Genomic DNA, 13,394 nt, shown 5'->3' with positions numbered 1-13,394 from the left:
TCTCGTGGGGGGGATTCAGCTAGGGATTAGGTTGGCGAATGTTTCCTGTTTGAGGGGTTTGCAGCGAAATTCGTGAAAGGAATGCTGCTTGGCTGACTCGTGGCTGGTGGCGATATCGAGCGAGCAGGTGGCGATCCAATGGGTGTTTTTCCAGCTGGGCAGAGCTCGGGAGATCTGCATCCAGTCGTGGCCGTGGCTGGAGAGCGTGCTGAGGTCCACGATGATGGCCTTCGGGGCGATCTGGTCGTGGTAAGCGGAGATCTCGTTTGGCATGGCGGCCACGGTGGTCAGTTGAGGATTGGCTCTCGAGGCAGCGAGCGCTTGGGCGGTGCTGCGGTCGTTTTCGTCGACGATCAGCACCAGGTTGTCGACCCGTTTCGATTTCAGGGCGATCTCGGCTAGAGTCGGCAAGGATTCCCCGGGTGGAGCTCCCTCGTGCTGAGCGCAGGGCAGCTCGACGCGGAACTGGGCCCCTTCGTTTGGCCTGCTCTGCACCCGGAGCCCTCCACCGTGGAGTTCCACAAGTTTCGACACGATGGCCAAGCCGAGACCGGTGCCCTCGTACTGGCGAGCGAGGGAGTCGTCGAGCTGGGTAAACGGGGAGAAGATGCGGTGGAAATCCGACTCCTGGATCCCGATGCCGTGATCGCGCACCGTGAAGTAGATGGAGTTGCTGCCCGGTGGCGAGTCGATCTCCAGGGTGATCTGCGTTTTCGGGCGGGTGAACTTGACCGCGTTCACCAGGAGGTTGAGCAGGATCTGACGCAGTCGCTTGGAGTCGGCGTCGATGAGATCGATGGCGGCGCGATTGTCCAGCTTGCAGGTGACTTCCTTGAGGGCGGCTTGCTGCTCCACCATGCGGATGGATGACTGGGCGATTTCGACGACGTTCGCTCGGGCGATCTTCAGGTTGAGTTTTCCCAGCTCGATTTTCGAGAGGTCCAGGATGTCGGTGATCAGCGCCTGCAGGTGTCGCGCGCTGTCGGAAACGATCTCCATGTTTTCCGTTTGGATGGGATTGAGCGGACCGAAGGTCTTTTCCAGCAGCGCGTGGGTGAGGCTGATGATGGAGTTGAGCGGCGTTCTCAGCTCGTGGCTGATATTGGAGAGGAAAAAGGATTTCGCCTTGTTGGAGGACTGGGCGGCGACGGCGAGCTTCTTGGCTTTTTCGATGCCTTTTCGGATCTCCAGGTTGCTCTGCTCGAGCTTTTCCTTGGAGGCTTCCAACTCGTTGAAGGCCGCGACCAGGCGGTTTTCCGACTTGATGCGGTCGGTCACGTCGTGAACCACGCCGACGATCGAGCTCTTGGCGCCGGAATCGTCGAAGAGCACGGTCTTGTTGATGTCGGCGATGAAGTGGGCGTCCGGTCGCTTGGGGGTCGCCATCTGGGGAATGATGGCGCGGTTTCGGGTGCGAGGTGGAGCGACCTCGCTGAGCACGGAGCGGAGTAGTGGGTCGGTGAATACCTCGGAAAGTCGCTTGCCGAGAACCTCTGATTTCTTCTTTTGGAAGAGGCGTTGCATCTCCTTGTTCCACACGGTGAAGACGCAGTCTTCGGTCTCGTCGGTGACGTAGACGCCGATAGCGAGGTGTTCCACCGCGGTCGCGAGGAATTCCACCTTGGAGTCTTGGGCGAAGGCCTCGGTGAGCAGATCCGGCAGCTCGTCGTGGACCGGCGGGGTCGCGTCCGGGCCAGTGTGGGGAGACAGGGGGGTGGCCCGCGGCGAGAGCTCGGCGCTGCTAGCGAGCTCGAAAATGCCGATGAAGGATTGGGCTCGATGGTCCTTTGGCACGACTTTCCAGAAGGTGGGTAGGGTCTGTTCGTCGGCGGTGATGATATTCCATTGCCCTTTGAATTCCGGCAGCTCTCCTTTGATGACGGAATGGCAACTGGCGATGAAGGGCCCGATCTCTTCTTCCGGTATGAGCCATTCGCCGATGCTGCGGTTGAGCGCTTGGTTGCGGGAGAGGCCGGTGAGCGTTTCAGCGTCGTCGGACCAGCGAGCGATGCGAAAATCCCTGTCCCACTCCAGGATGGCGAACCGGGAGGAAGGCGTGGTGGTCTGCGGGGCCTTTTTTCGAGGCGAACGCAGGTGGGACTTGATCAACTCCGCGGCGACCTTGATTGGGACCAGCCTCAGGTCGTAGACCCCGAGAGCCCCCATTTCGATGTAGGCGCTGATTTCCGTGAAGGGAATGGACTCGCCCAGCACGATGCAGTCGACCCCTTCGCGATAGAGGGAGGGCGGGTGGCGCGATTCCGTCCAAAGGCAGGCCAGCTGGACCTTGTCGCTTGGGGTCGAATCGCAGCGAATGTGATGCGTCTCTTCGAGCTCCGTCTTAAGGGCGTGGCGCAATTTCTCGGGAAGCCCGCGCAGCGCGACGGAGTGGAGGGAGGTCTCGCCGGACTGTTCCGGGGACGCGTGAAGTGGGGAGGGGCGGGGAGAGGGTGGCTCTGTGTCGGAGGATCTCAAAGCATGAGGGGGCTGCGGAACGTCGGTGACTGCTCGTGAGCAATGGCGTAGATTGCTTAGCGGCGTCGCGAGGTCAAAGCCATTTTATGCTGCTAGCCAAGTATCTACGGGAGGTGTGGAAAACGCGACAGCGCGGTCACGCGCCCTGCGCTGTCTTCGCTCCCAGGCAGCGTTTCCTCGCCAAAATGCAGGCGCCTGTCCGACTGAATCGTTGAAACTAGGTCCAGTGCAGCTGCGTTTGGCGTTCCCAGAAGCGAGCTCGAAGGGGAGAGCGGAATTTTCTCAAAAAGAGCGTTTACTCAAGGGGTCCCTGTCTTAGTTGTGGTTTGGCTATCCCCCTATTTTTGTATGAATCTGATCCTCGCGAACTGCGAACTCCTGGAACAGGGACGAACTCTACTGTCACGCCACGATGACCAAAGTTTTGTGGCGGGCGATCCGGCCAGCTACGGTTCGGGCATCGGAGTTCACTTTCGACACGTGCTCGACCACTACTTGTCTTTCGTCAAGGGGCTGGATTCGGGGTTGATCGATTATGACGCTCGGGTGCGAAACACGAATCAGGAGCGAAGCGTAGAGTTGAGCCTGCAGGTTCTGGAGCGCGTTCGCGATCAGCTTAGCTCGTTGGAGCTCGATATCGGCCGCGCTATCAGGGTGAAAGTGAGCGCGTCGACGGAAGGCGAGGACGTGCACTCCAAGTCCTCCGTGGGACGGGAGTTGCAGTTTCTGGTATCGCACACCGTTCATCACTACGCGTTGATCGCCATCGCGAGCCGTATGCTGGGAATCTTTCCGGACGAGTCCTTCGGCGTGGCGCCTTCGACCCTGAAATACCTGAAGTCGGTTGGAAACTGATGTGCACCGCATCGTGGAGCGTATCGGCGACCGAGGCGACGCTTTGCTTCAATCGCGACGAGCGAAAGATCCGCCCTGAAGCCGAGGCGCTCGCCGCGCACGAATCGGAAAACGGGAAACTGCTCTTCGCTCGCGATCCACAGGGCGGCGGCACGTGGCTCTGCGCGAACGAAGCTGGATTGTGCTCATTTCTGCTCAACAACTACGGGGCTACGGCAAAGCTCGCTTTGCAGCGAAAGCGTTTTTCCGGAGGTCGGAGCAGGGGAGACCTGACCATTGGCTGCTGCCAGCAGGCCAGCCTGCCGGGGGCGGAGCGATGGTTGCGGAGTCTGGACTTGGATTCATACAAGCCGTTTCTCTTAGGGCTTATGTCCTTGGGGAATTCGGTCGTACTCTCATGGGATGGGTGTCGGATCGTTCGCCTTGCTAGCGATATCCGATTTCTCACTACCTCCTCGTTTCAAACGGAGGAAGTAGAGGCGTACCGAAAAAACAGATACATAGAGATCTGCGGCGACGATGCCAGCCTCTGCTCCCTGAGACGTCGAATATCCTATCATTTCGACACGGCTCATCCGAGTTCGGCCTACAATCCGCTCATGAGACGGGAGGAATCTGAAACCCAATGTGTCACCATGGTTTCGATACGGAAGACTTCGACTCTGATGAGGCTGCAAACGCGTCCGTTCGAGGTTGACGGTTTCGAAGGCGGGCAGGAGATGGAGCTCGAGCGCGCAGCCCCTGAGCTGCGAGAATAAGGGAGGTCCGGCACTGGTTCCGTCTATGAAAAGCAAGCTCTTGCTTATCTATCTATCCGTCCTATTGCTTTCCCATCTCGTTGAGTGGTCGGGCATTTGGGATGAGGCGAATTCGTTTGCGATGGATTCGATGAGCGTCTCGCCGGCACGTCATTTGATAATCGTGTTTTCCCCTGACGAAGCACGAGCTTCGCGTCTGGTATCCAGAGGAAACGGGTCCGGTGGCGGTCCTACCGATTGGATCTCGGCCAGCTCGTTTCTGGGCGAGCAGTGGAGCCCATCCGAGTTGAGCGACGCTGAGGTTCCAGGCGCCGGGCAGTGGGCCAGCGTAAGCGTGGTGGGGATCGGGTATGGCGCTGCGGAGGCGACCGCGTTCGCCGAGACCTCGAGCGAAGAGCTCCGATCGATCGTGTTGGTGGATGCCCCGCTACCGCCTCAGGCGGAGCTGCTGGGCGATCGCGCCTTGAACGCCGCTCTGAAAACGTTCGCTCGAGCGGCCACATGGCTGGCTGAGTGGGTCGCGCCCGATTTTGGATTCTTGGATCGATCTGGTTGGGGAGATGACCGGTGGCGTCGTATCCATGATGCGGATCTATTTGCGAGCTCGAGGTTTTTGGAGCGTAGCGACCTGCCTTTGCTAGCGATTCGCGCCCGTCCACCGCAGTTGGGTCGGGCTTCCTTTCTTCGCGCGGTGGAGGCGGTCCGGCCAGACGCCGCTACGCTGAAGGTGACGCGTGGAAACCGTCTGGAGCAAACGGTAGCTGGAGTTGAGGCGTTCGTATCCGGTTTTCAAGACAGGTCGGGTGAAGGAGGCGATGAGGACAGAGTTTCGTTTTCCGCGGTCGAGGTTCAGCCGATCGCTCACTGGATGGGGGGGCTTTTATTGGGCATCGCCACCTTCGCGAGCGAAGACCTCGCCTGCATTGGAGGGGGACTGCTCGCTTCGGCTGGAACCGTTTCGCTTTGGGTGGCGATCGCCGGTTGCTTGCTGGGAATCTTCGTGGGCGATCTAGGCATCTACCTCATCGGACGTTTCTTGGGAGCGCGGGCGCTGGAACTGCCCGGGCTGCGTCGGCTCGCGTCACCCACCAAGCTGCGAAGCGGGATGCGTTGGTTCGAGAAGAAAGGCATTATGCTGGTGGTTCTGACTCGTTTTTTCCCCGGCAGCCGAGTGCCCACCTATTTCGCCGCAGGCGTTCTGAGAATAGGGTTTTGGCGTTTCGCCTTCGCCCTGCTGGTGGCCGCCAGCATTTGGACGCCGATCCTGGTCGGTCTGTCGTTCGTTTTTGGGCAGCCAGTACTGGCTCTGGTGGAGGGCATGGGAGCCTGGGCCTGGCTCGGAGTGGTGCTGTTCTTGCTGCTCTTCGTATTTGGAAGCAGGCTGTTGGTGGCGAGTATCACTTGGAAAGGGCGCCGCTTGCTGGTCTGCAAGTTCCAGCGTTTGATTCGCTGGGAATATTGGCCGGTCTGGGCGGTCTACGGGCCGATCCTTCCCTACATCGCTTGGCGAATGGTGAGACACCGATCTCTGACCTTGCCGTCAATCGTCAATCCCTGCATGCCGGCGAGCGGACTGGTCTACGAATCGAAGGGGCAGATTTTGACCCACCTGCAACGCTTCGGCGTACCGGTGGCCCGGTTTTCGATCCTGTCGCTTGCCGAGCCGATCCAGGCTCGACTGAAGGCGCTCGATGACTTCATGGAGGCGGAGTCCCTAGGTTTTCCCGTGGTGCTGAAGCCGGACGTCGGCCAGCGCGGCCAGGGAGTGACCATCGTGAAGGACCGGATCGAGGCTGAGGCGTTCTTGCGTAATCAGAAAGAGGATACGATCGCGCAGGAATATGTTTCAGGAAGCGAGTACGGAGTGTTTTACTTTCGTTTCCCCGACCGGAAGAAGGGCGAGATCTTCTCCATCACCGACAAGCGTATGACCTATGTCACGGGGGATGGCGAGTCGACCTTGGAGACCTTGATCCTCAAGGATCCGAGAGCGGTACGCATGGCGCCCTTCTTCTTGAGCGAATATGAGGCGCGCTTAGCTGAAATCGTAGCGGCTGGCGAGCGCTTCTGGCTGGCCTCGGTCGGAACGCATTGTCGCGGAGCCCTGTTTCTGGATGGCGCTCACTTGCTCACGGAGCGGTTACGCGACGAGGTCGATCGGTTTACGGCGCCGGTGGAGGGCTTTCATTTCGGCCGCTATGACCTTCGGGTTCCATCAGCTGAAGCGCTGCGTCTAGGCGAAGGGATACGCGTGATCGAGCTCAACGGGTTGACCTCTGAACCGACGCACATGTACGACCCCAAGCACTCGGCTTGGCATGGATGGAGGTGCCTGATACGTACCTGGAGGCTGATCTTCGAGATAGCCGAGAGGAATCGAAAGCTTGGATACAAACCCGATTCGGTGTCGTCTATAGTGAAGCTGGCGGCGGGGTATTTTCGAGGCGTTCCTTCGCGAGACCTTTCTTGACGAAAGCCACGACCTCGTCGTCGCTCTTGAGGCGAACCGTCTTTCCGTCCTGAGTGTCTTCGCCGATGTAGTCCGTCGCGGCGGAGGCCATGATCGGCAGGTATTCGCGCAAGTCGTTGCTTTCGTCCTCGTTTGTCACCGTGACGCTCCAGAGCTCCTGCGCTGCCTTGTCTCCACCTTCCCCAAGGGTGTTCTCCTTCGCGGTCAGCACGAGGTACTTTTCGTTGACGATGCGGGTGATGGCCCGTTCCTGGTAGCCGATCAGCTCGGAAACGGCGCGGCCAGGGACGTAGATGCGAATGGTCTGCACCTTCCCCGTTTCGGGGTCGCGCACGGAGCGGGTGACGTAGGTGCCTGGCTCGCGGCGAGTGCGGTAGACGGGTTCCTCCACCACCGTAACCTCCTGCCGAGGGGCCTCCATGCCGTAGTCGACTTCAATCACCATGTCCGCCTCCAGCGGGTCGAGCGCTTCGTACATCCCTTTGGCGGAAAGAGCGGTTTTGATCCAGTTGACCGTTTCCTTGTATCGGAGGTCGTTGGTGTCGACCGAGGGGTCGCGCGGCACGATCACGTAGGAATCGGCGTCGGGCGCTACAGGCACGGGGTTTTTGATGGCGTCGACCTGCATCTCGTAGGTTGTGGAGCAACCGTGCAGGAACAATGCGAGAGCCAAGCCCGCCACGGCTCGGCAGAAAATCTTGGCTTTGCTATTCATCGGACTTCAATCGCTTCGTTGCGTTGGATTCTTGTTATAAGCTCTATAGTTGAGGAGTGTTATCGATCTCCTCGGTGGTGGTTTCGTTGTAAGCGGTGGATTCGCCGCCTTCCAGCTCGGCCAGCTCGCGTTCGAGGCGAGCCGCTTCGGCGAGGGCTTCCTGCTCGCGCTCCTCGAGCTCTTCAAGCGTGCGCTTGCGCTCGATGGCGGCGTCGCGTCGCTTTTGCAGCTGGGCGAGCTCCGCTTCGGCGGCTTCAGCCCGAGTGGTCATTTCGTCGATCTCCTCCTGGGTGATTCTGAAACCTTCGGCGATCTCAAGTTCCTCTTTCAGTTCGGCCTTCTCCTTTTCCTGGGCTCGCTTCTGCATGGCGATGGCCTGGTTGTAGGCGCGTTGCTGGGCTAGGTTGTCCTGGCGCTTGTTTTCGCGGGCTTGGGCGACTCCGCCGATGACGGCTCCCACCGCCGCTCCAGCGAGACCCGCGGTGGCGATGCCGGCCGCGTCTTCGCCAGCGATGGCTCCCCCTGCGGCTCCTACCATGCCGCCCATGGCGCCGCCCTTGACGGTTTTGGAAGCGGCTGGTCCGGCGCAGCCAGTGTTGAAAACGAGGGCCGCGAGGGCCAGAATGGCGACAGGTGTTGTTAAAATGGCGTTCTTCCGCTTCATGCTATTGTAAACTACGGTGAGTGAGTATTGATTGGATTCCCGCGAAACTTTTTTTTGCGGGCGCTTAGCGTTCTCTGGTTAAAACAATGAGTTCATTCCTACGGAATTTCAATGAAACTATCCTGATTCATATTTCGTATACTTTATCCACTGCGAACGCGCGTCAGGCTTCGACCGGAAATCGCTCCCAACTCCCGCCAGCATAATCCGTTTTATCCAAGTATCGTATGAAGAAAAAAGGGTTCTTTTCCCGTGAGTTTATCGTATTAACCTTAGGCCTGATTTTCTCGATCCTGTTCGTCGGCTCGATCTACCGCTACTACGTATGGCCCATCGCGGAGGACATCGAGATCGCCAGCAGGGTGGAAGCTAGCCAGAATCCGGACCAGCCCATCGTCGCTAACCGTTCGGTGGTGATGATCTTGAAGGACATGGAGCAGATGTTCTGTCTCATGCTGATGCTTTGGGCCTGCATCATCATCTCCTACAAGTTTCTGCGCATCTACGGGGAACGAAGCGTGACGGGTTTCCAGTTTCTGAGAATCACCAAAGGCGAGCGCATCCTCCCCGACGAGGCCTTGGCCCACTACAAGGAGCTGGGCAACGAGGTGTCGCGCAACGGGCGACTGAGGGACAAGATCCTGCCGGACGTCATTCTGTCCGCCTTGCACCGCTTCGATTCGACGCGCTCCATCCAGGACGCATCCCACGCCGTCCAGCAGCGAACCGAAATGGCCTACGACCAGCTGGAGTCGGAGCTGTCGCTGGTGCGCTACATCGCTTGGGCCATCCCTTCGGTAGGGTTTATCGGCACCGTTCGCGGTATCGGCGAGGCGCTGGCGTTGGCGGACGAAGCCATCCGAGGCGACATTTCAGGGGTGACGGCGGCCTTGGGTCTAGCTTTCAACTCGACCTTGATCGCTCTCTTGCTGAGCATCGTGTTGATGTTCTTCGTTCACCTGCTGCAATCCAAGCAGGAGAAGCTGCTGATCGATCTGGAGGAGTTCGCCACCAAGCGAATCATCGGCCTGATGAAGACTCCGGAGAACGAGGATAGCCCGATCACCTACTCGTAAGAGTCTAAACGTTTTCAAAACCGATGGCCACTTTAGGATTGGAACTTAGTGACGTGGGCGTGCATGGCGTCCTGATTGAAGATGACGGCTCGTCGCGTACCGTGAAGCTCGGCGACCGCACGGAGCGCCTGCCTGCCTACGCGTTTTCGGGTTCGGCTGGCGACGGTCTGGTGTTCGGCTCGGAAGCGCAGGAGCTGGGGCAGGTCTACCCGCGTCGAGTGAACTCCTCGTTCATCGACGATCTCTCGCTGCAGGCGACGAGTTTCGGAGGAAACCAAACCCGCACCGCGTATTCGCAGATCGCCTACCACTTCTTTTCCAAGCTGGTCGAGCGCATCAGGGAGGACGATTCCAACATCGAGAGAGTGATCATCGCGGTGCCCGGGCACTACATGGAGGACAACGAGCTGGCGGCCCAGCGCATCGGCATCCTGCTCGGCATCTTGAAGGACCTGCAGATTCCCGTGGCGGGCGTGGTCGACATGGCAGCCGCCTCTTTGTACAGCGAAGGGCTGTGGAACGTGGCGGAAGGCGAGCGCCTGTTTCACATCGACCTGCTGCTCCACGCTACGCACATCACTGTATTCAACAAGCACTACGGGTTGGAACGGGTTTACTTCTCCCGTCAGCCACAGCACGGCTTCAGCAAGATGCAGGAGAAGTTCGTGCACGCCTTGGCCAACCGTTTTCTCAAGCATACCTCGTTCGACATCACTGAGGATCGTCGCATCGAGCAGGCGTTTCACTCCCAGACGCGGGACATGCTTTTCCACTTGGGCAAGTCCGGCGAAGCGAGCCTGGAGGTTTCCACCCGCGAGAAATCCCGCCAGATGACCATCACGAGGGACCTGGCGGCCATGGATCTCGCTCCTTACGTCAAGGTGCTGGCTCAAATGCTTTTGCGAGCGATCAACGACTTCGGGGCCGGTGAAGGTCCGGTGCAGATCTTGCTCTCCGAGCGGGCGGCGGCGGTGCACGGGCTGAAGGAAGCGATCGCGGCCCAGGGGGTCGGAGCGGTCAAGCAGCTGCCAGCGGAAAGCGCCGCTTTCGGGGCGGCCAATCTCGGCAAATCCTGGACGGTGCCAGAGTCCATCGAAGACGTCCGCGTGGAAACCGGCATCGTGCTGGAAGCGCCGAGCGGCAAGGATGGCGAAGCGGGAGCCTCGATCGTGCCCATCGGAGCCATTCGACTGGTGCGCCAGGGCAAGTCGCTCAATCCCACCCACATCGTCTGCGACGGCTTGGCCTACGAGCTAGGCGAGGAGGAGTTCATCATCGGTTTCGGAGAGTCCGAATCCTTCGACCTGGTGGTGGAGAGCAACCTGACGCCATCGCCCGCGGAGCTGTGTCGACTGAAGCCGGAGGAGGACCGCTGGGTGCTCGCGGAGTCGAAAAGCACCATCGTGGAGGCGGTGTCGATCTCGACCTTGAAAGCCGGCGACTCGCTGGAGGTCGCCCTGCCGGGCAGGCGCAAGCAACTGCTGCTCATTCACTGTCTCCAATAGTTGACTACATCTCGAATCGACTGAATGCGTCACAAGCGAAAAGACACCGAAGTTTTCAGCCTCTCCTTTCTCGATTGCATCTGCTGCGGGTTCGGAGCGGTGCTGCTGCTGTTTGTGCTGACCGCTAGCCGTCGCGCCGATGTGATGGAGAAGCTGCAGGCTCAGATCATGGAGGTGATCGGGGAGATGGACAACGACATCGCCCTGAAGGACAAGGAGCTGGAGGACCTCAAGCTCACCTTGGCCTCGACCCGCCAGAAGAACGAGGATACCGGGGCGCGGCTCACCGAGAAGGAGAAGCTGCAAACGGAGCTTGAGGAGAAGCTGAAGCTGCTGCTGCAGCAGCTGGCCGCTATCGAGGGCGAAATCGGTCGCTTGATCGATGAGAAGGAGAACATGCCCACGCAGGAGGAGAAGGCGCCGATACCGATTCCCAATCCGGTGCGCCGCCAGTACCTGACCGGTTTCGACATCCTCGGAGACCATGTGCTGTTTCTGGTGGAGGCCTCCGCTGGTATGACCGCGGACACCATCGCTGAAGCGGTCGACTACTCCAGCAAATCGGATAAGGAGCGTCGCGAGGCCCCGAAGTGGAAGCGGGTGAAACTGGCCTTGCGCTGGCTGATCGCCAACATGAAGGAAGGGGCTCGCTACAAGATCATTTTCTTCAACCGGGACCTGGTGCCCCTGGAAACCGGATTCGGCCGCGACTGGTTCGACCCCATGGACAACGATTTGACGGTCGAGGTCCTGAACGCCATCGACGACATCACCCCAACCGACGGAGCGAATCTTGAGAAGGCCTTCGCTATCGTGAACGAACTGCCGATCGAGCCGGACCGCTTGGTGCTCATCTGCGACGGATTGCCCACGCTTTCCGAGCAATATCCGTCTGGAGGGCAGATCGTCTACGAGGACCGCGTAGCGATGCTTCGGGCCGCTCAGAACGCCCTGCAGCTGAGGCTGCCTGTCAACACTATCATGTATCCGCTGATGCCCGACCCGGGTTCCGCAGTGCATTTCTGGAGACTCGCCAACTCGTCGGGCGGGGCCATGATTAGCCCAGCGGAGAACTGGCCTGACCTATGAAGCGCAGAAGAAAGACCGAGGTGTTCAGCTTGTCGTTTCTGGACTGCATCTGCTGCGGTTTCGGAGCGATCATCCTCTTGTTTATCGTTTCCATGGGCGTGCAGACTCGGGAGATCAACAAGCTGCAGCGCATTTTGGAAAACACGGTCCTGCAGCGTAAGCTCAAGCTGGCGGACTACCAGATCAAGCAGGACGAGCTGAACGTGATGCTCGATTTGGAAAAGACCAAGCGCAAGCGCCTGGAGCGCGATCGCCAGACGCTTGACGCCTTGCTGGCGAAGCTGAGGCAGCAGATCTCGGACAAGGAAAAGGCCAAGGAGCTGTTCGTGAGCGATCTCGAGTCGCTCGAGGAGGAAATGGCGGTGATGCAAACCGATCCGGAGATCGAGCAGAAGGTCATCCAGCCCACGCCGATCGGCGTGCCGGTGGAGAGCAACGTGATCGCCTTCGTCATCGACACCTCCGGCAGCATGCGCGAAACCAGCACCAATCTCATCCGCACTCACGTGGTGCGAAAGTTCGAGGAAGTCATCACTTCCTACCCAGAGGTGAAAGGTATCCAGCTTCTGGATGCGAGCGGGCACTTTATCATGGGATCGCGCATGGGCGGTCGCTGGCTGCAGGATTCTCCCGAGATGCGAGAGGCCATGGTGCGTCAAGTCCGACTCTATCCCTTCGAGAGCGAGAGCAACCCGGTGCCCGGCATCAAGCGCGCCATTCGCACGCTCTACGATCCCAACGCGGAGGACTTGAAGTTTGGCATCTATGTTTTCGGCGACGAGTTCACTGGCAAGCCGGAGCCGGTGATCGCGGAGATTCGCAAGCTCAACAAGGACAAGGAGGGCAACCGCATCGCCCGCATCAACGCGATCGGCTTTCCCAATGTGATCCAATCAGGCGGCATGTTCCTCGGGCAGTCAGGCTTGAAGTTCGCCAAGCTGATGCACGATCTGACCTACGAGCACGGAGGAGCATTCATCGCCCTCGATCATGGAAGCTTGGACGATATCGACCGCGAATCGCGAGACCGCTATCCGACTCCACCTCCGCCACCGCCTCGTTCGGGCGGCGTCATCATACGCATCTGACCAGCAATACGAAGCTCCGAATCCAGATTGTGGATACGGAGCTTTTGGAAGATCGGAGGGAGGTTGAGGAGCAGGGCTCGAGATTGCCGCTCGCGTCTGCTGTTCCTTGTCGCTTTTGAGCGCCGCTAGCTGCCTGGCTTGACGGCAGGCACGTCCTTCAAGTGGTCGGGAAGGTTGTCCGGGTCGTAGGTCGGAAATCCCATTTCCAGCAGTGAAATCAGAGGAGCGTCGAAGGTGGCCTTGCCCTGGCTACGGTCTACCAGCACGGCGATGCCGGCCACCTCGCCACCGTTTCGCTTCACGATTTCCACCGCCTCGTTGGCCCGGCCGCCGCGGGTCACCACGTCCTCCACCACCAGGATTTTCTCGCCATCCGCGATTTTGAAGCCGCGACGCAGCTCCAGCTTGTCGTCAACCTTCTCCACGAAGATGTAGCGCTTGTCGAACTGACGAGCGACTTCCTGTCCGACCACCAGCCCCCCCATGGCGGGAGCCAGCACGGTTTCGAACTCCAGATCCTTGAGTTTCGGGCTGAGCAATTCGATCAGGCGCGTGACTTCGCTCATGTGCTGGCAGACTTGGGCGCATTGGAAAAAGTACTCGCTGCGTAGGCCGGAGCGGAGGATGAAATGCCCTTGGAGCAGAGCCTTGGTACGCTTGAAAATGTCTAGAACTTCTTCCTGAGAGGATTGCATGTGC

General features: G+C 59.4%; 11 protein-coding genes. 7 read left to right on the top strand and 4 right to left on the bottom strand.

The genetic code is table 11. The features are described 5' to 3' along the window. Positions 1-15: 15 nt before the first annotated feature. Entirely contained in the window at positions 16-2,475 is a 2,460-nt protein-coding gene (locus QEH54_RS09600) for an ATP-binding protein (protein ID WP_309018449.1), read from the bottom strand. A gap of 348 nt (positions 2,476-2,823) precedes the next feature. Between QEH54_RS09600 and QEH54_RS09595 the strand changes: the two genes are divergently transcribed. From QEH54_RS09595 to QEH54_RS09585, 3 genes are read left to right on the top strand one after another with little or no spacing between them, the layout of a single operon-like run. After that, positions 2,824-3,330, top strand: coding sequence for a hypothetical protein (locus QEH54_RS09595; RefSeq protein ID WP_309018448.1), 507 nt, complete (start codon positions 2,824-2,826; stop codon positions 3,328-3,330). Then, the gene (locus tag QEH54_RS09590; RefSeq protein WP_309018447.1) at positions 3,330-4,088 is read left to right on the top strand and encodes an NRDE family protein; all 759 of its coding nucleotides are present in this window, start codon (positions 3,330-3,332) and stop codon (positions 4,086-4,088) included. Before QEH54_RS09595 ends, QEH54_RS09590 begins: the two co-directional genes overlap by 1 nt. Before the next feature lie 25 nt (positions 4,089-4,113). After that, the gene (locus tag QEH54_RS09585; RefSeq protein WP_309018446.1) at positions 4,114-6,558 is read left to right on the top strand and encodes a VTT domain-containing protein; all 2,445 of its coding nucleotides are present in this window, start codon (positions 4,114-4,116) and stop codon (positions 6,556-6,558) included. Here QEH54_RS09585 and QEH54_RS09580 read toward each other — a convergent pair. Both QEH54_RS09580 and QEH54_RS09575 read right to left on the bottom strand, forming a co-directional pair. Beyond that, entirely contained in the window at positions 6,500-7,273 is a 774-nt protein-coding gene (locus tag QEH54_RS09580) for a hypothetical protein (RefSeq protein ID WP_309018445.1), read from the bottom strand. The genes QEH54_RS09585 and QEH54_RS09580 overlap by 59 nt on opposite strands. A 43-nt stretch (positions 7,274-7,316) precedes the next feature. Next, positions 7,317-7,937, bottom strand: a complete 621-nt coding sequence (locus QEH54_RS09575) for a hypothetical protein (RefSeq protein ID WP_309018444.1) — start codon at positions 7,935-7,937, stop codon at positions 7,317-7,319. Between the two features lie 227 nt (positions 7,938-8,164). Between QEH54_RS09575 and QEH54_RS09570 the strand changes: the two genes are divergently transcribed. Genes QEH54_RS09570 through QEH54_RS09555 form a run of 4 tightly spaced genes read left to right on the top strand, consistent with a single transcriptional unit; the run spans position 8,165 to position 12,695 of the window. Next, positions 8,165-9,013 (top strand): MotA/TolQ/ExbB proton channel family protein, encoded by an 849-nt coding sequence (locus tag QEH54_RS09570; RefSeq protein ID WP_309018443.1) that lies wholly within the window; start codon positions 8,165-8,167, stop codon positions 9,011-9,013. 23 nt (positions 9,014-9,036) lie between these two features. After that, on the top strand, positions 9,037-10,518 hold the full coding sequence (locus tag QEH54_RS09565; RefSeq protein ID WP_309018442.1) for a hypothetical protein: 1,482 nt from the start codon (positions 9,037-9,039) through the stop codon (positions 10,516-10,518). A 24-nt stretch (positions 10,519-10,542) separates the two neighbouring features. Beyond that, positions 10,543-11,607, top strand: coding sequence for a hypothetical protein (locus tag QEH54_RS09560; RefSeq protein WP_309018441.1), 1,065 nt, complete (start codon positions 10,543-10,545; stop codon positions 11,605-11,607). Further along, positions 11,604-12,695, top strand: coding sequence for a hypothetical protein (locus QEH54_RS09555; RefSeq protein WP_309018440.1), 1,092 nt, complete (start codon positions 11,604-11,606; stop codon positions 12,693-12,695). Before QEH54_RS09560 ends, QEH54_RS09555 begins: the two co-directional genes overlap by 4 nt. Positions 12,696-12,820: 125 nt before the next feature. On the opposite strand, the gene pyrE is transcribed toward QEH54_RS09555, so the two are convergent. Beyond that, entirely contained in the window at positions 12,821-13,390 is a 570-nt protein-coding gene (gene pyrE / locus QEH54_RS09550; RefSeq protein WP_309018439.1) for an orotate phosphoribosyltransferase, read from the bottom strand. Between the last annotated feature and the right edge of the window lie 4 nt (positions 13,391-13,394).

The organism is Pelagicoccus sp. SDUM812003, from assembly GCF_031127815.1.
Taxonomy (GTDB): Bacteria; Verrucomicrobiota; Verrucomicrobiia; order Opitutales; family Opitutaceae; genus Pelagicoccus.
This window is presented reverse-complemented; position numbering and strand designations above follow the sequence as displayed.